The sequence below is a fragment of the Salipiger bermudensis HTCC2601 genome (assembly GCF_000153725.1).
GTDB classification, from domain to species: domain Bacteria; phylum Pseudomonadota; class Alphaproteobacteria; order Rhodobacterales; family Rhodobacteraceae; genus Salipiger; species Salipiger bermudensis.
The window spans coordinates 86,546-109,076 of the sequence record NZ_DS022280.1; the positions used below are offsets into that span (position 1 = coordinate 86,546).

Sequence of the window (22,531 nt, forward strand, 5' to 3'; positions counted from 1 at the left end):
CCGGAGCTCACGATGATCGGTTTCACCCGTGCCCCCTCGACGCTCTACAGCAACCTTCTGCGGCGCAATGCCAATGCCGAGATGCAGACCCAGCTCGCCAAGGCCGAGCAGGAGTTGGCGAGCGGCGTCAAGAGCGACATCTACAAATCCCTCGGCCCGAGCGCCTCGGAGGCGCTGAACCTGAACGCCTCGCTCGAACGCGACGAGGCGCAGATCGCCGCCAACACGCTTCTCGGCGGCCGGCTCGATACCATGAGCGGCGCGCTCGGTTCGATGGGTGAAGCCATTCAGAGGACACTGGATCTGTCGATCGCCAATGCCGGCACGAACGGGGGCACCGCTGCCGGGATCCAGACCGAGGCGCAGGCGTCTCTGGACTCTTTGCTTTCGATGGCGAACGTCAATTACGGCGGCATCCCGCTGTTCGCCGGCCCGAGCGACGGAACCTCCGCGATCCAGGACTATGACAGCGCGCGTGCAGATACCGGGCTGACCCCGAAGGCGGTGATCGACGGCATTCTCGCCGGTGGTCTCGACACTGCCGCCGATGCCGAAGCGCGCATCGCCGAGCTCGACGCGATCTTCGACAACACCGCCGCCGATCCGGATCAGACCTTTGACGGGCTGTTCTTCACCGGCGCGACCGGGACGGCGCCAATGTCGGTGGGCATCGGTGACGGCATCACGGTGACCTACGGCGTGCAGGCCAATGACGAGGCGTTCCGGCAGGTGTTCCAGGGGCTGTCGATGCTGGCCGCGACCGATGTTGCAAAGATCGACGATCCCGCCGCCTACGAGACCTGGATTTCGACCGCCAACGATCGCCTCAGTGCGGGGCTCGCGGGACTGCTCGACAGCCGGATGAAGCTCGACACCGCCTCTGCACGGATCGACGAGGCCAATACCCGCATGGAAGACCGGGCCAATCTCTACAAGAACCGGGTGGCGGAGATGGTCGAGGTCGACAGCTACGAGGCGGCGACCACGATCACCGCGCTCGAGACCCAGCTTCAGGCCAGCTACGCGGCCACCGCCCGGCTGTCACAGCTGAGCTTTCTGAACTTCATGCGCTGATCCCGAACCGGCGGCAACGCGGAGGCGCGCGGGACGATCCTGCGCGGTCTCCGCCTCGCTTTCCGGCGAGAGCTTGTAGCCGCGCCCGCGAATGGTGCGGATATGCGGGTCGCCCAAGGGGGACATCTCTTCGATCTTCTTGCGGATGCGGCAGATGTAGACGTCGATCACCTTGTCGAAGGGCTGGTCCTGCGCCATGCCGTAGACCGCATCGTAGATCACCGATTTCGACACCACCCGCGGCGCCGCCAGCGCGATCTGCTGGAAGATCGCCAATTCGCGCTGCGACAGCTTCATCGGCTGGCCGCCGACATCGGGGTCGCGGCCGTCGAAATAGGCAGTGATGTCGCCGATCCGCAGGGTGCCCGCGGCGTGACCGTGAAAGCGCCGGGTGATGGCGTTGACGCGGCTGCGCAGCTCGAGCCCGGTCACCGGCCCGACGATATCGTCATCGGCTCCCGCATCGAGCGCGTCCATCGCCGCTTCGGGGTCGCGCGCCACGCGCAGCACAAGGATCGGATTGCGGCACCCGGACCGGCGCAGGCGCGAGATATGCTCCACCAGACGCGGATGCTCGGCCAGCAGCACCGGCCGGTCGGCGTAGCCATCCGCTCCGAGCAGGTCCAGCTCGCGGTCGAACAGGTCGTCGTTCACCGCCACTGGGTCCCACTGGGCCTCGTCCAGCCTGATCAGCAGGCCCTTGAATGCGTTGGGCCGCGGCTCGTAAAGATAGATATGCACCACGCACTCCCGATGGGCCTTCGGATCTTGTTATCCATGAGCGGATGCAACGATCATGCTTTGTTAAAGCCCGGTGGTCAAGCATAAGACAAGGATAGTATGGATATCCATGATTTAATCATTGCTGACATCTCCTTTTCCATGTTTAATCTTGAGGCAACGGAAACCGATCCAACCGGAAGACCATGCGGATTGCAGCCTGCCTCTTAGCGCTGATCGGCGCGCTCAGCCTTGCCCTGCCGGCGTTGGCCGATGTTCGGATCAAGGACATCGCCACCTTCGAGGGCGTGCGTGAGAACCAGCTTGTCGGCTACGGCCTTGTCGTCGGTCTCAACGGCACCGGCGACAGCCTGCGCAACTCGCCCTTCACCGAGAAGAGCATCGAGGCGATGCTCGAGCGTCTCGGGGTCGGAAATCTGTCCGATGACAACATCAAGACAACCAACACCGCCGCGGTGATGGTCACCGCCATGCTGCCGCCCTTCGCGCGGCTTGGCTCGACCATCGACGTGGTGGTGTCCTCGCTGGGCGATGCCACCTCGCTGCGCGGCGGCACGCTGATCGTCACGCCGCTGACCGGCGCCGATGGCGAGGTCTATGCGGTGGCGCAGGGCCCGATCGCGGTGGCTGGCTTCTCGGCCACCGGCGTTGCCGCGTCGATTACCGAGGGCGTGCCCACGGTGGCCCGGATCGAGAACGGGGCCACGGTCGAGAACGAGGTCGATTTCCAGCTCTCCTCGCTGAACTCGGTGCGCATCACGCTCCGCAATCCGGACTTCACCACCGCCGTGCGCATGTCGGACGCGATCAACGACCGGCTTGGCGGCAATTCCTCACGCGTGCTGGACTCGGGCACGGTCGAGCTTGCCATCCAAGGCGCGGGCAAGGGCGATGTGCCCGGGGTGCTGTCGGAGGTCGAGAACCTGCGGCTGGAGCCGGACAGCATCGCCAAGGTCGTGGTCGATGCCAAGACCGGCACCATCGTGATCGGCGCGAACGTGCGCATCGACCGGGTGGCGGTCAGCCAGGGCGGGCTGACGGTGATGGTGCGCGAGGACCCGGTGGTCAGCCAGCCCAACCCGATCACCATCGGCGGCACGACCGTGGTGGTGCCGCGCACCACCGTGGGTGTCGAGGAGCAGGAAGCGCATTTCACCATTCTCGAAGGCGCCGACGTGAGCCTGCAACGGCTCGTCGATGCGCTCAACGCCATCGGGCTGAGCGCCATGCAGACGATCTCGATCCTGCAGGCGATCAAGGCCGCAGGCGCCCTGCACGCCGATCTGGAAATCATCTGAGGAGCCGCGCGATGAACGTGAGCACGAACATGGCCGCGCTTCAGGTCACCGGCGCCCAGGTCGCCCAGCCCGGCGCCGCGGCGCCCGATGCGCCGAACAGCGCGATCAAGGAATTCGAGGCGATGTTCCTCACCCAGATGGTCGACGAGATGCTCAAGCAGGTCGAGATCGGTGATTTCGGCGGCGGGCAGGCCGAAGAGAACTGGCGCTTTTTCCTTGCCGAGGCGTTCAGCCGCGAGATCGTCGACCAGGGCGGGGCCGGGCTCTCGGCCAGCCTCGAACGGGCGCTGTCCGCCTATAGCCAGACCCGAGAGATGGAGTGACGCCGATGTCCGAGATGACCCATGTCGAGGCCGCGCAGCTGATCGACCGGCTGGCCCGGCTGCTACGGGACGAGATTGCCGCCATCGGGCAGGGCCAATTGGCGCGTGTCGAAGAGCTCTATCCCCGCAAAACCGAGCTTCTTGGCGAAATTGAGACGGCATTTGGATCCGCGGAAAAATATCTCGGGCGTGACGACCCGCAGAGCCAGAAACTGCGCAAGAAACTCGACGATCTGCGCGATCTTATCCACACCGATCTGGCGCTTTTGAAGCGAATGACCCAAGCCACAGGGGATGTTGCGCGGGAAATTGAAAGAATCCGGGATCGTCAAAGCCTTCGCGGCCTCTATGATCGTGACGGCACACCCAAGGAAGGACCTGTGACTCCCTCGCAACGGTTCGACAAGTCGATCTAAATCGACAGAACCAAAATTTTACACTGTTTCGATTTCGCGTGTTACGCCTGCGATACGGCAGGACCGTTTTCGTCAGAAAGACGAAGGACAACGATAGAAATCGGAGCAGAAAATAATGTCCTCTATCAATACCAACGCCAGTGCGATGAACGCGCTGTCGACCCTGCGTCAGATCAACAAGGATCTCGAGAGCACGCAGAGCCGCATCTCCACCGGTCTTCAGGTCGAGTCCGGCAAGGACAACGCCGCCTACTTCCAGATCTCCGAGACCATGAAGGGCGACAGCTCGGTCTACGCGTCGATCAACGAAGGCCTGACCCTCACCAAGAACTCGGTGTCCACCGCACGCCTCGGTGCCGAGACCATCAACGGTCTGGCGCAGGAGTTCCTCGACAAGGTGGCCTTTGCCCAAGGCGCCACCGGCGGCCATTCCGAGATCGAGAGCGATCTCGCCGAGCTGGTCAAGCAGATGGAAACCACGCTGAGCCAGTCGACCTTCAACGGCGACGACATGCTGGGCGCAGGCTCCTACGCTGATATCCTCGCGGGCACCGGCGGCTCCACCAACGCGGTTGCTGCTGTTGATGGTACGATCGGCACCGCAGTGGTCAACGGCGATGCGACTGTTGGAACCGATCGCAACACCGTGACCGGCATCAGCCGCGCAGGTGGCACCTATGGCACCACCTCGATCACCGTCGGGACCCACGACATGGCGTCGCTGGTTGCGCAGTTCAAAGCCATCGTCGAAGTCGCGGGCACCACGACTGGCGGCACCGCAGTGACGGGCTTCGGCGAGACTGCGGCAGCAGGCGACACCACCGACAACTTCCTTGCCACCGCCCTGAACACGGCCGAAGGCCTTCTGGGCAACGTCACCGACATTGCGACGAAACTCGGTCAGTCCGAGAAGTCGATCGAGAACCAGCAGGAGTTCCTCTCCTCGGTGGTCGACAACATCGACGCCGGTGTGGGCTCGATGATCGATGCCAACATGGAAGAAGAAGCGGCCCGTCTTCAGGCCCTTCAGGTGCAGCAGCAGCTGGCAACCCAGTCGCTGTCGATCGCCAACCAGGCGCCGCAGAACATCCTTTCGCTGTTCCGCTGATCCGCAACGTCCTGACCCGGCAGGCCGGTCGCACCGGTCTGGCGGGTCGTCCCGCTTAAAATATAGGTTTCCGTCAGAATGACGGGCAGTAACGATAGAATTCGGAGCAGTTAAAATGTCCTCAATCAATACCAATGCCAGCGCGATGAGCGCACTGTCGACCCTGCGTCAGATCAACTCGAGCCTCGAGAGCACGCAGAGCCGCATTTCCACCGGCCTCAAGGTCGAGTCCGGCAAGGACAACGCCGCCTACTTCCAGATCTCCGAGACCATGAAGGGCGACAGCTCGGTCTACGCGTCGATCAACGAAGGTCTGACCCTCACCAAAAACTCGGTTGCCACCGCGCGCCTTGGTGCCGAGACCATCAACGACCTCGGGCAGCAGTTCCTCGACAAGGTGGCCTTCGCGCAGGGCGCCACCGGTGGCCAGGCCGAGATCGAGAATGATCTCAACGAGCTGGTCAAGCAGATGAAGACCACTCTGCAGCAGTCGACCTTCAATGGCGACGACATGCTGGCGGCAGGTGCCGCAGCAGGCACCGCGGCATCTGTTGCAGCCGCGAACGGTGCCCTGACCTCCGCTGGCGACTCGGGCGGTGCCGCTCCGGTGGCCCGCAATGTCGTGACCGGCATCACCCGTGCCGGTGGCACCTATGCGACCACCTCGATCACGGTCGACACCTACGACGTGCAGAAGCAGGTCGCCAACTTCGAGGCAATCGCAACGGGCTTTGCGGCCAACGCTGATGCGGCGACCGGCGAGGCATTCCTTGCCGGCGTTCTGGCGTCGACCGAAGGTGTTGCAGGTGCCGTGACCGATATCGCCACCAAGCTCGGCCAGTCGGAGAAGTCTCTCGAGAACCAGCAGGAGTTCCTCTCCTCGGTGGTCGACAACATCGACGCCGGCGTGGGCTCGATGATCGATGCCAACATGGAAGAGGAAGCGGCCCGTCTTCAGGCCCTTCAGGTGCAGCAGCAGCTGGCAACCCAGTCGCTGTCGATCGCCAACCAGGCGCCGCAGAACATCCTGTCGCTCTTCCGCTGATCCAGCACGGTGGCTCTGGCCACCGGCTGACCTGACAATCGGGGGGCGCCCTCGGGCGCCCTCTCACCAACGGAGCACCGGATCAACCGGGCCCGCGTGATGGAACACCCCGCAAGGAGCCGGGGGAGAAAAGGCAGTAATGGAATGAGCATCTCGGCATACAAACAAACGATCCGCGAAAGCGCCTCGCCCAAGCAGATCGAAGCCCGCGTCTTCGCCCGCATCACTGGCAGCATGGAGCAGCATCGCGCCAACTGGCTGGCGGCGCGCGACAAGTTCGCACGCACGGCAGTTCTGGCACACGGCCTGCGCGACGCAGTGGCGGAGAACCGTGTCCTGTGGAGCAGGCTCCGGACCGACCTGACCGACGAAAACAACCAGCTTCCGGCCGAGCTGCGCGCCAACCTGCTGTCGATCGCCATGTGGGTTGATCGCACCTGCGGCGTGGTGATCGGCGGCGGCGACGGCCTTCCGGCCCTGATAGACGTGAACCAGAACATTCTCGGCGGCCTTTCCGGCCAGCGCCCGACCCCAGCAGCGGTGACTCAAGATGGCACTCAATCTCACGCTCAAGCCGTTTGAACGCTTCGTCGTCAACGGCTGCATGATGCGCAATGGCGGTCGCAAATCGACGATCACCGTCGAGAACCGCGCCGACATCATTCGCGAAACGGATCTGCTGAAACCGGATGCGGCCTCGACGCCCGTCCGGATCGTGTATTTTCTGATCCAGAATGCGCTGATCGAGCCGGCCCGCCGCGAGCGCTTGCTCAAGGAGATCCAGACACGCCTGGCCGAGCTGGTGCCGGTGTTCGGCAGCGAGCTGCGGTCGCATGTCTTTGAGGCAGCCAACAACGTCAGCAAGGGCGAGTACTTCACGGCGCTGCGCGACCTGCGCCCGCTGATGAAGCGCGAGGACGAGGTCTTCGGGCCGCAGCAATCGGAGCTTGTCGACGCATGATCTCGATCGCGGGCATGTCAAGCTCGGTGGCGCTGCAGCTGGTCAACGCGACCGAGGACAAGGATCAGGAGCTGATCCGCAACGAGCCGCAGCACGCGCGCGAGATCGCGTATTTTCTCGACAACATCGGCAATGTCGAGAATGTGGAGGATCTGACCGAGGATTACCGTCTCTACAGCTTCGTCATGAAAGCCTACGATCTCGAGGACCAGATCTTTGGCAAGGCGATGATGGAGAAGCTCCTCGAGAGCGACATCAACGACAGCAGCGCGCTGGTCAACCGGCTGACGGATTCCCGCTTCAAGGATTTCCACAACGCGATGGGCTTCGGCCCGGAGGGGCAGGGCAACCTCAACACCCTTGACGCCAGCTGGAAAGCTGCGGTCGTCGACAAGTATGTCGACACGCAATATGTCAACGGCAAGGGCGACGAGAACGAGGCCATCGGCACGGTGCTCGAGTTCCGACGCAAGGCCGGCAGCATCAACTCGGCCTACGACATCCTGCGCGACAGCGACCTGTCCGAGTTCTTTCGCACCGCCTTTGGCCTTCCCGAAGCGCTGGCCGGCATCGACATCGACAGGCAGGCGGCGATCATCAACGACCGGCTGGACCTCGAGACCCTGTCGGATCCGGACGTCGTCGATGATCTGGTGCGACGCTACGTGGCGATCAGCGATGCAACATCCGACATCGCCACCAGCTCGAACGCCGCCGTGACCCTGCTTTCGGGTGCGCTCAGCGCTGCGTCGGGAAGCTATATCCCCGCGACCATCGACATCGATGCGATCCAGGGCTTCAGCGGCTACAAGGCCCGCTAAAGCCCGGGGGCGCGCTCCGCCTCAGAAGATATCCTCTTCGTCCTCGCCGAAGGGCAGGCGGACCTGATCGTCGTCGGCGAGCTGGCGGGCGTAGTCGAGCATCAGCGCCTGCGCCGCGTTCACGTCGCGCCGCCGCACCGGCCCCATGCTCTCCATCTCTTCGGTCAGCATGTCGCGCGACCGCGCGGGCAGCGCGTTGAGGAAGGCGTCGCGGGCGATATCGGTGGCACCGCGCAGCGCCGTAGGAAGGGTGTTGCCCGGCACGCCGCGCATGATCTTGGCGAGGTCCATCGCCTCCATCTTGGCCAGATCCTCGAAGGTGAACATTTTGGCGCGGATGGCGTTGAACGTGTCGGGGATCTTGTCCTCGAGCTCGGGCGCCATGTTGTCAAAGGCGTTGCGGTCGAGCTTGTTGAACAGGTCGGCCATGCGCTGGTGCTGCTCGGCGGTGGTCGGTTGGGCGCCGGCGTTCATGATGTCGGCCTGCAGCGATTCCTCGATCTGCTGCATCATGTGATGCGGCACCGCCTCCATGCGGATCATCCTTTCGACCACGTTGTGCATCTTTTCCGGCCCGAGGATCGGCAGCACCTTGGCGGCCACGTCGGTGTTCACGTTCGACAGGATCGCCGCGATGGTCTGCTCGTGCTCGCCCTTGAGGTAGTTTGCGATGACGTTCTCGGAGAGCGTGTTGAACCGCGCCCAGAGATCGCGCTCCTTCAGCGGGCCGCGGATGTCCTTAAGGATGCCGTCGACCTTGTCACCCGGCATCAGCGAGCGCAGCAGGTTCTCGGCCGCCGCGAACGAGCCGACGACGCCGCCGCCATTGGTGATGTCCTGCACGAAATCGGTCAGCACCTGCTCGACGGTCTCGGACGAGATCGAGCCGAGGCCCGACATCGCCCGGGTCATCTGCTGGATTTCCTCGTCGTCGAGCTGTTGCAGCAGCGCCGAGCCGCGCTTCTCGCCCAGTGACAGGAACAGCACGGCCGCCTTCTGCGGGCCGGTCAGCTTCTTCGGGCGCCGCGCCGGTTTGCCCGAGCCCGTCGACGAAGAGGTCGTCCGCTTGATGTCTGCAACGGCCATAGTCTGCACCCTTCCTTACGCTACCCGCCGCCTGCCAGCGGGAGATAGCTTTCCATGAGAGACCCGGCCAGCATGTACCAGCCGTCGATGAGGACGAAAAAGATCACCTTGAACGGCAGCGAGATCAGCACCGGCGGCAGCATCATCATGCCCGCGCTCATCAGCACCGAGGCCACGATCAGGTCTATGACCAGAAACGGCAGGTAGATCAGGAAGCCGATCGAGAAGGCCCGGCGCAGCTCCGAGATCATGAAGGCCGGCACCAGTTCGCGCCAGCCGACATCCTCGGCGCTCTGCGGCGCAGGTGCGCTTTCCTCGGGGGGCACCGTGCCCTCGCTGCGCGCCGCGATGTCCCGGAACAGCGCCAGATCCTTCTCGCGCGTGTTGGCATACATGAACAGCTTGAACGGCTCGCCGACCCGCATCAGGGCCTGCTCCTCGGTGATCGAATTGGCCATCAGCGGCTGGACGCCGCCTTCCCAGGCGTCCTCGAAGACCGGCTGCATGACAAAGAAGGTCATGAACAGCGCCATCGAGGTCAGCACCATGTTGGGCGGCGACTGGTTCAGGCCGAGCGCCGAGCGCAGCATCGAGAACACGATCACGAAGCGGGTGAAGCTGGTCATGATGACCAGCAGCCCCGGTGCCAGCGACAGCACCGTCATCGCCGCGATCAGCTGGATGATGCGGCCCGACAGTGTGGCGCGCTCGTCCGAGCCCGCCGGTGCCGAGCTCAGCGCATCGCCGATGGCGCCCAACAGGTCCGAGCCTGCCGATTGCGCATGGGCTTCGGTGGCGGCCAGCCCGCACAGCCCCGCTGCCAGCAGGCAGAGAAGGACCGCTCTGGAAAGGCCGCCGCACCGGATCATTTCTCGGACACGTAATCCTTGACGATCTCGATCAGCGAGACGCCAAGCCGGTCATCCTCGAGCTTCACCAGATCGCCGCGCGCCACGAGCCGGTCGTTGATGACCACCTCGACCGGCTGCCCGATGCTCTTGTCGAGTTCGATGATCGAGCCGCGGCTGAGCTTGAGCAGCTGGGCGATCGGCATCCGGGTCTGGCCCAGAACGATCTGCACGTTGAGCCCCACGTTGAGCATCGCGTCGATGCTGTTGGCGCCGCCCTTGCTGGCTTGCTCGGCGGCGGCCTCTTCGGCCACGGCCTGCACCACGGTGTCCTGTACGTCGTCTCCGAGCTCTTCGCTCATGTCCTGCTCTCCTGCCTGTCCTGTTCGAGGCTTCGGTCGATCTCGTCCCGCGTCTGGCCCAGCGAGGACAGGATGCGGGCGCAGATGTCCTTGAAGCTGTAGGCCATCACGCCGTGATCCCATTCGGCGCGCACGTCACCGGGGCCGAGATCGGGATCTGCCTTGATGTCGATGCGCCCGCCAAGTCCGGCGATCCGCGCGGCGTGCTGCACCTCGGCGCCCGAGCTCTCGACCGCGCCGGGGGCGAACCAGATCCGCAGCACCGCCGAGCCGAGCGCCATGCGCACGGCGTTCTTCGCCTCGCGCTCGGCCTGACCCGTGGCGAGTGTCGCCGAGACATCCGGGGCGAGCTGCTCGAACACCTCGAGCACGAAGCCCACCATCTGGCCCTCGAGCGTGGCGTGGTGCCGGTCGGCATCGTCGATGAGCTGGCGCAGGGCAGGGGTCACCGCCTCCAGCGCCGACAGCTGGCGCTGGCTGGCCGAGGCTTCGGTCGCCTGCAGCGTCTCGGTCTGGCCCTGCGCGACACCGGCCTCGAAGCCCTCGCGGCGCGCGTTTGCCACGGCCTCTTCGAATTGCGCGCGGGTAAACACCGCGCCGATCACAGGCTCTTCGCCGCGGCGGGCGGCGTCGAACTCGGCGTCGAAGTTGCGGTCGAAGACAAAGCTCATGCGTTCGGTCCTTCAGCAAGCCACGACCGGACCACGGTGATCGCGCCTTCGGGCTCGCGCTCGATCAGTTCGCTCACGGTGTTGATCAGGCCGCGCGGCACGCCGCCCTGGACCGCGGCCAGTTCGACCATCTCGTCGGCGCCGGGGGGTAGAGGGTCGAGCACGGTGCCGGTCTGGTAGACCGGTCGCTCACCGCCGCCCTGCGCGTTCGACGCGGTGGCGCTCTCGCCCGTGGTGGTGGCGGGGAGGTTGCCAGAGGGTGGAAGGCCGGGCAGATCGGCACTGCCGCCCTCGGCAATCGCCGGCTGGTCGAAGACCCGGTTCAGCGCCGGTCGGACGCCCAGAGCGAGCACTGCCGCCACCAGCGCCAGCGCGAAGACGCCGCGCAGGATGGTGCCGGTGTTCTCGGTCAGCGTCTGGGCAAAGCTGCGCGACACCGGCTCGCCGACATCCATCGAGTAGTCCATGAAGCGCAGGCTCACCACTTCGACGCTGTCGCCGCGCGCCTCATCAAAGCCGATGGCGCTCTGGACCAGCGCTTCGAGCCGCTGCAGCTCTTCCTGGCTGCGCTCTTCGTAGTCGACAGCGCCGCCGTCCTGTACGTTGTAGATGCCGTTCACCAGCACCGCGACCGAGACCTTCTCGATGTCGCCGGGCTCGCGCACCGTCTCGGAGGAGGTGCCGCCGATCTCGTAATTGACGATCTCGTTGGTGCTGTTGGCGGTGTTGCGGTTGTTGCCCGGCACGTCGGCGGCCAGCGCCGCGGGGATATCATCGGCGACGCCGACCTCGCCGCCCGCCGCGGTCTGGTCCTCGCGGGTTTCCTCGCGGGTCTCGGTGGAGCGCACGACGCGCTGATCGGGGTCGTAGGTCTGCTCGCGCACCACCTGCCGCTCGGTGGTGAGGTCGACGCTGACCTGCACCCGCGCGTTGCCTGCGCCGACGCGGGCGCTCAGGATCTGGGCGATGCGCTGTCCCAGCCGGTCCTCGATCTGGGCGCGGGCCGATTGCAGCGACGCCTCGCTGCCCGCCTCGCCGTCTTCGGAGAGAATGGTCTCGCCGGTGGCCGACAGCACGGTGACCTGCGCGGGGGCGAGATCGGGCACCGCCGAGGCGACCAGCGACCGGATCGCGCGGGCCTGCCGCATCCCGACCTGGCGCGAGCCGCGCACGATCACCGAGGCCGAGGGGCGCGGGCGTTCGCGCGAGAACGGCTCGCGCTCGGGCAGAACCAGATGGACGCGGGCGGCCTCGACCCCGTCGATGGTCTGGATCGAACGGGCCAGCTCGCCTTCCATGGCGCGGGCGCGGTTCACCCGCTGCATGAAGGTGTTCATGCCGAGCCCGCTGGCCTCGTCGAAGATCTCCCAGCCCGGGGTGCCGTCATTCGGAAGGCCGGCGCCGGCCAGCAGCATCCGGGCCCGGGCCATGTCTTCGCCCGGAACGCTGACCGCGGTGCCCGCCATGTCGGTACGCGAACGAATTCCGGCCTGCTCAAGCGATTCGACCATGCGCCCCGCTTCGGCAGGAGAGAGGTCCCGGTAGAGCGCCACGTAATCCGGTGTGGTCACCGCGGAAAGCCCGAAGAACATGGCGAAAACCATCGCCACGCCAGCTCCGCCGAGCACCGTAAGACGCTTCCACCCCAACGATTTCAGATTGTCTAGAATGCCCTGCACGCGAAGTTCTGCCTATTCCCCAGCCTTGCCCAAGGATAACCATAATTATTCTTGACCGGCAAGAACTAGCTCACCTTTTATACTTGCTTTAAACAGTCATTCTGCGCATTGTGGTGCAAGATTAGAACAACTTCGAAGAACAGGGGCGATGGCCGACTCAACCGGGACATCCCAGGACGCTGAGACGCCGAAAAAGAAGACACTGCTGCGCATATTTGCGCTGCTGTTGCTGTGCGTCGTGGCCCTCGCGGGCGGCTTCGTGGCGTCGGTCGGGCCGCAGGGCGCGATGGAGCTCGTGGGGCTGGCGGACGATCCCGAGGACGAGGCAGCCGCCTCTGGCGAGGATGCCGTCGAAGATCACGCGGCCGGGGACGGGCACGGCGCAGCTCCCGCGACCCCGGCGGGGCTGCCGGGCGAGCATATCGTTGTGACGCCGTTCCAGGAGATCATCGTCAACATCACCGCGACCACCGCCACCGGGCGCCAGACCACGCGCTTTCTCAAGCTCAACCTGGCGCTGGCCTATGACAACAGGGTCTCAGGCGCCGAGAATATCGAGAGCCGCAAGCTCTTCCTGCGCGACAGCTTCCAGGAGTACCTTCGGCAGCTCAACGAGAACGACCTGCAGGGTTCGATCGGGCTGGTGCGGCTCAAGTCCGAACTTCTGCGCCGTGCCCGCGCCATCTCGGACAGCGACGCGCCACAGGAGTTCCTCATCGCGGACCTGATCGTACAATGAGCACCGCACGCACCCTCACCCCCGACACCCGCGCCGTCGAGGAGCTGATCGTCGAGCGCGCCAAGCTTTCCTACGCCCGGCTGCCGATGCTCGAAGTGGTGTTCGACCGCTTCTCGCTGTCTCTGGCGCAGACGCTGAAGAGCTATCTCGGCGCCATGGCCGAAGTCAGCCTCGGCGGCATCGACTATCTCAGCTGTCAGGATGCGCTCAAGGATCAGCCCGACCCCTCGCTGATCTCGGTCACCACGGCCGAGGAGTGGGGCGGCACCATCGCTGCGATCATGACGCCGGAGCTGCTGTTCGGCATCATCGAGATCACCTTCGGCGGGCGGACCGTCGCCACCGGCGAGAAGAAGACCCGCAACTTCACCAGCATCGAGAAGCGCATCGGTCAGAATTTCACCGAGACGGTACTGACCGAACTGTCGAACGCCTTCGCCAAGGTCACGCCGGTGAATTTCGACATCAGCCATCTCGAGACCAACCCCAAGGCGCTTCTTCTTGCACCGCCGACCAGCGCCTGCGTGCGCGCCCGGCTGACAATCGACATCGAAGGTCGGATCGGCGAGATGGTCTTTGTTCTGCCCAACACCGCGTTCGAGAAGGTGAGCCACATCCTGTCGCAGCAATTCACCGGCGGACAGCTCGGCGGTGACAGCGGCTGGCGGCTCAAGATGACCGACATGCTCGGAAGCACCAACGTGCCGATGTCGGCGGTGATGGGGCAGGCGGTGCTGCCGATGCGCGACGTCTTGGCCTGGGCGCCCGGACAGGTGCTCGACCTTGGCATCCAGGTCGACGATCCGGTGACGCTGTGCTGTGCCGGCAAGGAGATTGCCCGCGCCGAGGTCGGCCACCGCAAGAATGGGCGGATCGCGCTGAAACTCTCCGAAAAGCTCTACGAAGAAAAGGACTCCCCCGATGACCTTCGTGATTGATATCGCAATTCTTGTGTTGCTTGTGGGTACCTTGACCTATGCTTGGGTGGTGGATCGGCGTGTTCGCAGCCTGATGCGGGTCCTGCGCGACATGGAGCCGATGATCGGCAATTTTTCCGAGGCCGTGGATCGGAGCGAAAGCACCGTGTCGGTGCTGCGCTCGCTGGGCCAGCAGGCCGAGCCCAAGCCGCGGCCCCAGCGCGAGCGTGAGCGTGAGCCGGAGATGACGCGCGCCGAGCCGTCCTTCCGCACCTCCCGCGAGCGCCCGACGCGCCCTGCCGGCGCCACCAAGGCCTCGGGCAAGTCCGAACTGGTGCGCGGCTTCTTCGAAACCGTCCGGCAGCGCGAGGCCTGATCCCGAATGCGTCCGATCACCTTCGTTCTCGCCGGCCTCGCCCTTGCGGTCGTGGCCAAGATCGGCGTCACGCTGATGGATGAGCCCGGCTTTTCCAGCGCCGGCGCCGACGACAACACGCCCTTCGTGAGCGCCGCCTCCGCTGCCGCCACCGATGCCGACAGCCCGGCGGCGACGCCCGAGCCGAAGGTCTGCGAGGCGCCGGAAGAGCTGCTCGCCTCGATCCAGCAGGAGCGCGAACTGCTCGAAGCACAGAAAGAGCAGCACGCCAAGCGCGAGGCAGAGCTCGATCTGACCGCGGAAACGCTCGAGGTCGAGCAGCAGCGGCTCGCGGACCTCAAGACCGAGCTCGAGGCGCTGCTCGACAAGGTGAAGGCGGCGCATACGTCGGATGTCGACCGGCTCGTGGCGCTCTATCGCAACATGAAGCCCAAGGACGCCGCGGCGATCATGAACGATCTCGACATCGAGGTCTCGGTCATGGTGCTCGGCACGATGAACGAGCGTGACGCCGCCCCGATCATGGCGGCCCTGACGCCGGTGCGGGCGCGGGCGATCTCGCAGATCATCCTCGAGCGCTCCAAGCTGCCGGGCGACCAGCGTCTCGACGACATCAAGCTCTGAGCTCTTCGGGATGCGGTTCGGAGCCGCGTCCCGCGAGCGTCAGGCCTCGATGCCGCGTGCGGAGAGGATGCGCTCGGCGCTGTCGTTCCAGACATCCATCTTTACGATCTTGCCGTTCTCGACCACGAAGCGATCGACATACCGGTTGCCCTCGAACGCCGTGCCATCATGCCATTCGCCGTAGAGGTAGCCGGTGGAATAGACCACCGTGCCCTCGGCGCCCCGAGCCACGTCGAACTGACGCATGTCCTTCTTCACCCAGGCGTAGCGCATGGCGTTGAACCCGGCCGGGCCCGAGGGGTGATGATAGACCCGCCCGCCGGTAAAGGTGATGACCACGTCGTCCGCCATGTAGGTCGCGGCGCGCTCGGGGTCGGGCACCATCGAGGCCTCGAGATAGTCGTGCACGATACGCGCTTCGGGGCCGAGGGTTTCGGGATCGATGGACAGGGTCGTGGACATGGGGGCTCCTCGGCGAGTGCGGCAGGTGTGTTGTCCCGCCCGTGCTAGACCTTCGGGGCGCGATTTCCTACAGCAATTGCAAGGACTGCCGGCAAGGCGGGCGATGCGTCTCCGGTTCGGTGCAAATCTGCGCGATGTCCCGGCAGGGGTTTTGACAGGCTCCACGCGGCAGCCACGTAATCCGGCGGGACACCAGCCGACGCAGATGAGGTCAGACAATGCGGCAACTTACATGGACCACGGTGGCAGGGGCAGTGCCGCGATGAGCCTCGATCTGGTGATCCGCAGCGCGCGGCTCGAAGACGGCGCTGCGCCGGTCGACCTGGGCGTGAAGGACGGGCGCATTGCCGAGATCGCGCCCACCATCGCCAGCGATGCGCCCGAACGCGACGCGGCCGGCGGGTTGCTGATCCGGGGCTTTGCCGACAGTCACCTGCATCTCGACAAGGCCTGCATCCTCGAGCGGGCGCAGAACCGCTCGGGCGACCTCCGGGGCGCGCTCGAGGCGGTGACCACCGCCAAGCGCGACTTCACCACCGAGGATGTCTATGCCCGAGGCGCGCAGGTGCTCGACAAGGCCATCGGACAGGGCACCACCCTGATCCGCACGCAGGTCGAGATCGATCCGGTGATCGGTCTGGCCGGGTTCGAGGCCGTGCGACGGCTCAAGGCCGATTACGCCTGGGCGCTGGACCTGCAGATCTGCGTGTTCCCTCAGGAAGGCCTGCTGAACTACCCCGGCACCGAAGAGCTGCTGCGCGCGGCGCTGGAGCAGGGCGCTGACCTGCTCGGCGGTTGCCCCTATACCGACAGCGACCCGGAGGGCCAGATTGCGCGGATCTTCGGCATGGCGCGGGCGTTCGACGTTGATCTCGATTTTCATCTCGACTTCGACCTCGACACGAGCTGGCGACACCTCGACGAGGTCGCGCGCCAGACCATTGCCCACGACATGCAGGGCCGCGTCGCCATCGGGCACGTCACCAAGCTTTCGATGCTGCCGCCGGAGCGGCTTGCCGAAAGCGTAGCCCTGCTGCGCGATGCCGGCATTGCGCTGACCGTGCTGCCGGCGACCGACCTGTTCATCACCGGGCGCGACCATGACCACGCGGTGCCGCGCGGTGTCGCCCCGGCGCATGTCTTTCACGCGGCGGGGGTGCGCTGCACCGTGGCGACGAACAACGTGCTGAATCCCTTCACGCCCTATGGCGACTGCTCGCTGCCGCGCATGGCCAACCTCTTCGCCAATGTCACCCAGCTTGGCCGCCCCGAAGACCTCGCCGCCTGCTTCGCGATGATCAGCGAGGATCCGTTTCGCCTCCTGGGCCACGACAGCCGGATCGTGGTCGGAGGGCCTGCGGATCTTGTCCTGCTGCCCGCTCCCAGCCGTGCCGCAACCGTCTCCGAGATCGGCCGCCCGCTCTGGGGCATGAAGGCGGGGCGGATGACCTTCGAGGCGCCGGCGCCGCGTCTCTTCAGGCCCTGAAGACTATTCGATAGGTCAATTTTCCACCCCGGCATTATCATAGCTGGATATATTCCCGGCTCGCCGCGTCTGCCTTAGGCTCTGTCTCGCAACACGAGAGGAACCACGATGGGCGCGCTTGACGGAATCCGAGTACTGAGCTTCAACCACTTCCTGTCCGGCCCTGCCGCGGCGCAGCATCTGGGCGATATCGGCGCAGACGTGATCACCGTCGAGCCGCTGGGCGGCGCGTTCCAGCGCAACTGGGCGGTGGCCAACCGCTTCGTCGACGACACCTCGGTCAACCACATCACCACCGGGCGCAACAAGCGCTCGATCGCGGTCGACCTGAAGTCGCCCGAGGGCATCGCCACGGTGAAGCGCCTGATCGAGACCGCAGACGTGGTGATGGAGAACTTCCGCCCCGGCACGCTCGACAAGCTGGGCCTATCGGAGGCCGAGATGCGCAAGGTGAACCCACGCATCATCTACGCCACCACCACTGGGTACGGCGTCGACGGCCCCTATGCCAAGCGCCCGGGGCAGGACGTTCTGCTGCAGGCGATGACCGGCCTTGCCGCCCATACCGGCAGTATGGAGAGCGGCCCGGTCGCCGTGGGCTCGGTGCCGATCGACCATCATGCCGCGGCGCTCACCGTGGCTGGCATCATTGCTGCGCTGTTCGAGCGCGAGCGCACCGGCAAAGCCCGCCGGGTCGACGTCAACATGCTGCAGGCGGCGATGGACCTGCAGGGCGAGTCGATCACCGCGTGGATGAACGGAGCGGACCGCGCCGGCCCGCGGGGCGAGGATGGCATGGCCAACTGGTTCAGCCCGGCCCCCTACGGCATCTACGCCGCCAAGGATGGCCACGTGATGATCTCGATGTCGACGCCGCCGCAGCTGGCGGGCGCGCTGGAGCTGCCGGCGCTGGCCGAGCTCTCGGCCGACGAGGGCTTCTCCAAGCGCGGCGAGATCTCGCGAATGGTGGCCGAGGGCATGGCCCGGCTCAGCCTTGACGAGGCGGTCGCCAAGCTCACCGAGGCCGGCGTCTGGCACGAGGTCGTGCAGGACTACGACGGGCTCAAGAGCAACCCGCAGGTCGACCACCTTGCGGCCTTCACCGAAACCCCGAGCGCTGGCGGCACGCCGCTGGTCATGCTCTCGCACCCGGTCCGCTACGACGGCGAGACCCCTCCGGTGCGTCTCGCGCCGCCGGCGCTTGGCGGCCAGAGCCGCGAGGTGCTGGCCGAGGCGGGCCTCTCGGCGGACGAGATCGACCGGCTGATCGCCGAGGGCGTGATCGTGCAATCGGACAAGATGCGCGGCTGAGCCCGCGCCAAGAGACCAACAGGAGCAGACAAGATGGATTTCACGATCTCCGAAGAGATGAAGATGGTCACCGACGCGGTCGGCCGCTTCGTACGCGAGAAGGTGCAACCGCTCGAGCAGGAAACCGAAGAGGCCGCCAAGATCCCGCCCGAGAAGCTGGCGGCGGTGAAAGCCGAGGCGCAGGAGTTGGGCTTTTACGCCATGAACATGTCCGAAGAGGTCGGCGGTGCCGGTCTCGGCGTACTCGACATGTGCCTCGTCGAGGAGCAGCTCGGCCAGACCTCGGACGCGCTGATCCGGCGTGTCTTCGGGCAGGTCTACCCGATGCTCGAACAGTTCGAGGGCGAGCTGCGCGACAAGTATCTCTACCCCACCGTCAAGGGCGACAAGATCTGCGCCATGGCGATCACCGAGCCAGGCGCCGGTTCGGACGCGGCTGCGATCAAGACCAACGCCTATCTCGATGGCGATGAGTGGGTGCTGAACGGCACCAAGCACTTCATCTCGGATGGCGACATCGCAGATTACGTCATCGTCATGGCGCTGACCGACCCCGAGAAGGGCGCCCGTGGCGGCATCAGCCTGCTGATCGTCGACAAGGGCATGCCCGGCTTCACCGTTGCCCGCAACCAGGCGATGATGGGCCACCGCGGCTACGGTCATGCGGAGCTGAACTTCGACGACGTGCGCATCCCCAAGGGCAACGTGCTGGGCGAGGTCGGCAACGGCTTCAAGGTGATGATGGCCAATGTGGGCGGCATCCGTCTCGGCCATATCGGCGCCCGCGCCGTGGGCATGGCGAGCCGCGTGCTCGACATGATGCGCGAGCACGCCGCCACGCGGAAGCAGTTCGGCCAACCGATCGGCGACTTCCAGATGGTGCAGCAGATGATCGCAGACAGCGCGATGGAGATCTTCGCCACCCGGATGATGGTGCTCAACACCGCTTGGGAGGTCGATGCGGGGCTCGATCCGCGCGACAAGGTGTCGATGGTCAAGGTGCAGGCCTCGGAGATGCTGGGCCGGGTCGCCGACCGCGGCATCCAGGTCTTCGGCGGCTACGGCTTCACCAAGGAGCTGCCGCTCGAGCGCATCTACCGCGATGCCCGCGTCACCCGTATCTACGACGGCACCTCCGAGGTGCACCGCATGCTGATCGCCCGCTCGGTGATCAAGCGCGGCCTGACCCTCTGAGCCAAGGAGCCTTCCGCATGACCGATCTTCCCGCCAAGGGCGACGCCATCACCTTCCGCAAGACCATGACCGTGGCCGAGCAGGGCTTCTTCACCGGCATCACCGGCAACATGACCAAGACCCATGTCGACCGCGCCCATGCCAAGGACGCGGGTCTGGCCGACATGTCGGTCTTCGAGCTTGCCGCCGCCGGCCTGCTGACCACCGCGCTTGGTCGCCTCGCCGGCCCGGCGTGGCGCATCGGCGACTTCTCGGTCGCCTTCGGCCGCGCGATCCCGGTCGGCAGCTCGATCGCCGCCACTGCGACCGTCACCGAGGCGTCGTCCGAGGCCATCGTCTGCGATCTGAGCATCGCGGTCGAGGGTGACGAGGCGATCACCGGCACCGCGCGCATGGTGCCGCTGGGGGCCTGAGCATGTATGACATCCGCAATATCGACGAGCTGGAGGTCGGCGACCGCGTCTCCGTCTCGAAGACCATCACCGAGGCCGATGGCGCGATGTATATCGCCGCCACCGGCGATTTCGGCCCGGTGCACGTGGACGAGGGTTATGCCTCGACCACCCGCTTCGGCGAGCGCCTCGCCCCGGGAATCCTTGTCGCCGGTATCTGCACCTCGGTGCTGACCGCCGAGCTGGTGGGCACCGTGGGCGTGTCGATCCGCGACAGCTTTTGGTTCACCGGCGCCGTGCGCTACGGCGACACCATCACCTTCGACATCTGGATCTCGTCCAAGGACGAGGAGAACCGCACCGTCGACTGGCAGGCCTCGGCCAAGAACGAGGAGGGCGTCGAAGTGCTGAAAGCCGACGCCACGCTGAAATTCCCGAGAAAGAGAGTCACCGCATGACCATCACCGCCAAGGATCTTCGCGGCATCACCGTCGCCACCGTACTGCCCTTCGACGAGCAGGGCGCCATCGACTGGGACGGCTATGCCGCCGTGCTTGACCACTGCGCCAAGCCCGAGACCACCGACTGCGTCTTCGTCAACGGCCACGCAGGCGAAGCCACCGCGCTTACCGATGATGAAAAGCTCGAGGTAATCAAGCGCACCCGCGCCCAGATCTCCAAGGACCAGCCGCTGCTGGTGGGCGTGGTGCCGACCGGCATCCCCGACGCACTGCGTCAGGCCGAGGCGGTGCGCGAGGCCGGGGCCGACGTGGCGGTGATCTTCCCGCCCGAGGCGCTTGGCGGCGGCAACGCCAACACCACTGCCGCGGTGAAGATGTACGAGCTTCTGGCGCGCGAGCTCCAGATGCCGCTGTCGCATTTCCAGTTCCCGATCGCCTCCGGCTTCGGCCTCGCCACCCCGGTGCTGGCCGAGATCGCCAAGATCCCCGAGGTGGTGGCGATCAAGGAAGGCTCGGCCACGCTTCTTGCCTATGACGAGAACCGCCGCGCGGTTCAGGCCGCCGACGACAACACCGCCATCCTGCCGTCGAACTTCCACTGGTTCTTCGCGCAGGTCGCGCTTGGTGGCGACGGCATCCTGTCGGGCCTCGCGAGCCTCGTGCCCGGCCTGCTGGCCGACCTGTGGAACGCCTCGGAAGAGATGGACCTCGCCAAGATGCGCGCCGCCAACGACCGGCTCTACCCGGTGGTTCGGGCGATCTATGGACCGACCCCGGTGATCGACATGCACACCCGCATGAAGGACGGGCTCGAGATCATGGGCGTGATCAAGAACGCCGCCCCGCGCCTGCCGCTGCTGCCGCAGTCCGACGAGGTCCGCGAGGGCGTGCGCAAGGCGCTGATCGCGGCCGAGGTGCTGTGATGTCCGCCGCAGAGAATGGCGGGCTCTTTGCCGCCACCATCTGCCCGATGACCGAGGAGGGCGCGCTTGATCGCGCCAGCCTCGAGCGGCATTTTGCAACCGTCCTGTCCGATCCCGGGCAGGCGGGGCTGCTGCTCAACGGCCATGCGGGCGAGGGCATCCACATGTCGCGCGCCGAGCAGGCCGAGGTGGTCCGCATCGCCCGCGACGTCGCGGGCGGGCGCCGGATCCTTGCTGCGGTGAGCGGCGAGAACACCGCCTTCGCGGCCGCCGATGCACAGGCCGCGCTCGATGCCGGGGCCGACGCGGTGATGGTCTTCGCGCCGTTTTCCTGGGCGCTCGGGGCCGACCCGCGCGCCATCGTCGCCCATCACGAGGGCATCGCCGCCGCCACCGGCGCGCCGGTCTACCTGTTCCAGGGCTCCGTCGGCTCGTTCAAGCTCGCCTACACCCCGGACGTGCTGCGCCGCCTGCTCGAGATCGACAGCGTCGCGGGCATCAAGGAAGGCAGCTGGGAGACCAAGTCCTACGAGGTCACCCGCCGCATTGCCCGCGAGATGCGTCCGGACGTGGCCGTCATGGCCTCGGGCGACGAGCATCTCTTCCCCTGCTTCATGATCGGCAGCGACGGCTCGGCGGTCAGCCTCTCGGCGCTCGTCCCCGAGCTAATCACCGCGCTCGACGCCCATGTGCGCGAGGGCCGGATTGCGCCGGCGCAGGAGATCCACGCCGCGCTCTTCGGCCTTGCCCGCCTGATCTATGCCGCGCCCGGCCACATGGCTGCCGCGCGCCTCAAGGCCTGCCTCGCGGAGCTCGGCCGCATCGACACCCCTGCCTGCCGCGCCCCCACGCCGCGCATCGAGAGCGATGAGCTCGACGCCCTGATGACCGCGCTGCGCCCCTGCCTGGAGCTGATCCCATGAGCCAACTGCAAACCCATATCGTCTTTGTCGATGTCGACCCGGAAGACGAAGCCGCCTTCGACGAATGGTACGAGACCGTTCACCTGCCCGACATCCTCGCCTGCCCCGGCTGGCTGAATGCACGGCGCGAGAAATGCCTCGAGGGCGGGCCGCGCCACGTGGCGATCTACACGATCACCGGGCCGGAAGCCTATGAAACGCCCGAGTTCAATGCTATCAAGGGCTTCGGGCCGTTCAGCGACAAGGTGCGCAATTTCACGCGCATCCGCCTGACACAAAGCTGAGCCGCG

28 protein-coding genes are annotated in these 22,531 nt (G+C 65.8%); 21 read left to right on the forward strand and 7 right to left on the reverse strand.

Annotation, left to right across the window (positions count from 1 at the left end; genetic code table 11):
* Positions 1–12 precede the first annotated feature (12 nt).
* Positions 13–1,074 (forward strand): flagellin, encoded by a 1,062-nt coding sequence (locus R2601_RS25255; protein ID WP_007803966.1) that lies wholly within the window; start codon positions 13–15, stop codon positions 1,072–1,074.
* Here R2601_RS25255 and R2601_RS25260 read toward each other — a convergent pair.
* The gene (locus tag R2601_RS25260) at positions 1,042–1,815 is read right to left on the reverse strand and encodes a winged helix-turn-helix domain-containing protein (RefSeq protein ID WP_110740148.1); all 774 of its coding nucleotides are present in this window, start codon (positions 1,813–1,815) and stop codon (positions 1,042–1,044) included. The two genes, R2601_RS25255 and R2601_RS25260, sit on opposite strands and share 33 nt — an antisense overlap.
* Positions 1,816–2,000: 185 nt before the next feature.
* Here R2601_RS25260 and R2601_RS25265 point away from each other — a divergent pair, with 185 nt between their 5' ends.
* The 8 genes from R2601_RS25265 to R2601_RS25300 all read left to right on the forward strand — a co-directional run bounded on the left by R2601_RS25265 (position 2,001) and on the right by R2601_RS25300 (position 7,787).
* Positions 2,001–3,113 carry a flagellar basal body P-ring protein FlgI gene (locus R2601_RS25265; protein ID WP_007803969.1) on the forward strand — a complete coding sequence of 371 codons (1,113 nt, stop codon included), beginning with the start codon at positions 2,001–2,003 and terminating at the stop codon, positions 3,111–3,113.
* Between the two features lie 11 nt (positions 3,114–3,124).
* Positions 3,125–3,436: a hypothetical protein gene (locus tag R2601_RS25270; RefSeq protein ID WP_007803971.1), complete on the forward strand. Its 312-nt coding sequence runs from the start codon at positions 3,125–3,127 to the stop codon at positions 3,434–3,436.
* Between the two features lie 5 nt (positions 3,437–3,441).
* Complete coding sequence (locus R2601_RS25275; RefSeq protein ID WP_007803972.1) at positions 3,442–3,852, forward strand: flagellar protein FlgN; 411 nt, start codon at positions 3,442–3,444, stop codon at positions 3,850–3,852.
* A 115-nt stretch (positions 3,853–3,967) separates the two neighbouring features.
* On the forward strand, positions 3,968–4,960 hold the full coding sequence (locus tag R2601_RS25280) for a flagellin N-terminal helical domain-containing protein (protein WP_007803974.1): 993 nt from the start codon (positions 3,968–3,970) through the stop codon (positions 4,958–4,960).
* Positions 4,961–5,075: 115 nt separating this feature from the next.
* Positions 5,076–6,005 (forward strand): flagellin N-terminal helical domain-containing protein, encoded by a 930-nt coding sequence (locus tag R2601_RS25285; RefSeq protein WP_007803976.1) that lies wholly within the window; start codon positions 5,076–5,078, stop codon positions 6,003–6,005.
* A gap of 144 nt (positions 6,006–6,149) precedes the next feature.
* Complete coding sequence (locus R2601_RS25290; protein ID WP_007803977.1) at positions 6,150–6,587, forward strand: flagellar biosynthesis regulator FlaF; 438 nt, start codon at positions 6,150–6,152, stop codon at positions 6,585–6,587.
* Complete coding sequence (locus R2601_RS25295) at positions 6,556–6,966, forward strand: flagellar biosynthesis repressor FlbT (protein ID WP_007803980.1); 411 nt, start codon at positions 6,556–6,558, stop codon at positions 6,964–6,966. Before R2601_RS25290 ends, R2601_RS25295 begins: the two co-directional genes overlap by 32 nt.
* Positions 6,963–7,787, forward strand: coding sequence for a DUF1217 domain-containing protein (locus R2601_RS25300; RefSeq protein WP_007803983.1), 825 nt, complete (start codon positions 6,963–6,965; stop codon positions 7,785–7,787). The genes R2601_RS25295 and R2601_RS25300 overlap by 4 nt, the downstream gene beginning before the upstream one ends.
* Before the next feature lie 21 nt (positions 7,788–7,808).
* Here the strand turns inward: R2601_RS25300 and R2601_RS25305 are convergent, their stop codons facing one another.
* From R2601_RS25305 to fliF, 5 genes are read right to left on the reverse strand one after another with little or no spacing between them, the layout of a single operon-like run.
* Positions 7,809–8,873: a flagellar motor switch protein FliG gene (locus R2601_RS25305; RefSeq protein ID WP_007803985.1), complete on the reverse strand. Its 1,065-nt coding sequence runs from the start codon at positions 8,871–8,873 to the stop codon at positions 7,809–7,811.
* Positions 8,874–8,893: 20 nt separating this feature from the next.
* Positions 8,894–9,742 carry a flagellar type III secretion system pore protein FliP gene (gene fliP, locus R2601_RS25310; protein ID WP_007803988.1) on the reverse strand — a complete coding sequence of 283 codons (849 nt, stop codon included), beginning with the start codon at positions 9,740–9,742 and terminating at the stop codon, positions 8,894–8,896.
* A complete protein-coding gene (locus tag R2601_RS25315; protein ID WP_007803990.1) occupies positions 9,739–10,083 on the reverse strand; it encodes a FliM/FliN family flagellar motor switch protein in 345 nt (114 codons plus the stop codon). Before R2601_RS25315 ends, fliP begins: the two co-directional genes overlap by 4 nt.
* Positions 10,080–10,754, reverse strand: coding sequence for a FliH/SctL family protein (locus R2601_RS25320; protein WP_007803991.1), 675 nt, complete (start codon positions 10,752–10,754; stop codon positions 10,080–10,082). The genes R2601_RS25315 and R2601_RS25320 overlap by 4 nt, the downstream gene beginning before the upstream one ends.
* Positions 10,751–12,433 carry a flagellar basal-body MS-ring/collar protein FliF gene (fliF, locus tag R2601_RS25325; RefSeq protein WP_040546131.1) on the reverse strand — a complete coding sequence of 561 codons (1,683 nt, stop codon included), beginning with the start codon at positions 12,431–12,433 and terminating at the stop codon, positions 10,751–10,753. The genes R2601_RS25320 and fliF overlap by 4 nt, the downstream gene beginning before the upstream one ends.
* Positions 12,434–12,581: 148 nt before the next feature.
* Between fliF and R2601_RS25330 the strand changes: the two genes are divergently transcribed.
* Genes R2601_RS25330 through R2601_RS25345 form a run of 4 tightly spaced genes read left to right on the forward strand, consistent with a single transcriptional unit; the run spans position 12,582 to position 15,089 of the window.
* Entirely contained in the window at positions 12,582–13,172 is a 591-nt protein-coding gene (locus tag R2601_RS25330; protein ID WP_007803994.1) for a flagellar basal body-associated FliL family protein, read from the forward strand.
* Positions 13,169–14,110: a flagellar motor switch protein FliM gene (locus R2601_RS25335; RefSeq protein WP_007803996.1), complete on the forward strand. Its 942-nt coding sequence runs from the start codon at positions 13,169–13,171 to the stop codon at positions 14,108–14,110. The genes R2601_RS25330 and R2601_RS25335 overlap by 4 nt, the downstream gene beginning before the upstream one ends.
* Positions 14,094–14,465 (forward strand): hypothetical protein, encoded by a 372-nt coding sequence (locus tag R2601_RS25340; RefSeq protein ID WP_007803998.1) that lies wholly within the window; start codon positions 14,094–14,096, stop codon positions 14,463–14,465. Before R2601_RS25335 ends, R2601_RS25340 begins: the two co-directional genes overlap by 17 nt.
* A gap of 6 nt (positions 14,466–14,471) precedes the next feature.
* Positions 14,472–15,089 (forward strand): MotE family protein, encoded by a 618-nt coding sequence (locus tag R2601_RS25345; RefSeq protein ID WP_007804000.1) that lies wholly within the window; start codon positions 14,472–14,474, stop codon positions 15,087–15,089.
* 39 nt (positions 15,090–15,128) lie between these two features.
* On the opposite strand, the gene R2601_RS25350 is transcribed toward R2601_RS25345, so the two are convergent.
* Positions 15,129–15,551 (reverse strand): nuclear transport factor 2 family protein, encoded by a 423-nt coding sequence (locus R2601_RS25350; protein ID WP_007804001.1) that lies wholly within the window; start codon positions 15,549–15,551, stop codon positions 15,129–15,131.
* 262 nt (positions 15,552–15,813) lie between these two features.
* On the opposite strand from R2601_RS25350, the gene R2601_RS25355 reads away from it, so the two are divergent.
* The 8 genes from R2601_RS25355 (at position 15,814) to R2601_RS25390 (ending at position 22,525) form a co-directional block, all read left to right on the forward strand.
* Positions 15,814–17,037 carry an amidohydrolase family protein gene (locus R2601_RS25355; RefSeq protein ID WP_007804003.1) on the forward strand — a complete coding sequence of 408 codons (1,224 nt, stop codon included), beginning with the start codon at positions 15,814–15,816 and terminating at the stop codon, positions 17,035–17,037.
* A gap of 108 nt (positions 17,038–17,145) precedes the next feature.
* Complete coding sequence (locus R2601_RS25360) at positions 17,146–18,348, forward strand: CaiB/BaiF CoA transferase family protein (RefSeq protein WP_007804005.1); 1,203 nt, start codon at positions 17,146–17,148, stop codon at positions 18,346–18,348.
* 33 nt (positions 18,349–18,381) lie between these two features.
* Complete coding sequence (locus R2601_RS25365) at positions 18,382–19,542, forward strand: acyl-CoA dehydrogenase family protein (protein ID WP_007804007.1); 1,161 nt, start codon at positions 18,382–18,384, stop codon at positions 19,540–19,542.
* Between the two features lie 17 nt (positions 19,543–19,559).
* On the forward strand, positions 19,560–19,955 hold the full coding sequence (locus R2601_RS25370) for a hypothetical protein (protein ID WP_007804009.1): 396 nt from the start codon (positions 19,560–19,562) through the stop codon (positions 19,953–19,955).
* 2 nt (positions 19,956–19,957) lie between these two features.
* Positions 19,958–20,392, forward strand: coding sequence for a MaoC family dehydratase (locus R2601_RS25375; protein ID WP_007804011.1), 435 nt, complete (start codon positions 19,958–19,960; stop codon positions 20,390–20,392).
* Positions 20,389–21,318: a dihydrodipicolinate synthase family protein gene (locus R2601_RS25380; protein ID WP_007804013.1), complete on the forward strand. Its 930-nt coding sequence runs from the start codon at positions 20,389–20,391 to the stop codon at positions 21,316–21,318. Before R2601_RS25375 ends, R2601_RS25380 begins: the two co-directional genes overlap by 4 nt.
* Entirely contained in the window at positions 21,318–22,241 is a 924-nt protein-coding gene (locus R2601_RS25385) for a dihydrodipicolinate synthase family protein (RefSeq protein WP_007804015.1), read from the forward strand. The genes R2601_RS25380 and R2601_RS25385 overlap by 1 nt, the downstream gene beginning before the upstream one ends.
* Complete coding sequence (locus R2601_RS25390; RefSeq protein WP_007804016.1) at positions 22,238–22,525, forward strand: EthD domain-containing protein; 288 nt, start codon at positions 22,238–22,240, stop codon at positions 22,523–22,525. Before R2601_RS25385 ends, R2601_RS25390 begins: the two co-directional genes overlap by 4 nt.
* Positions 22,526–22,531: the final 6 nt, after the last annotated feature.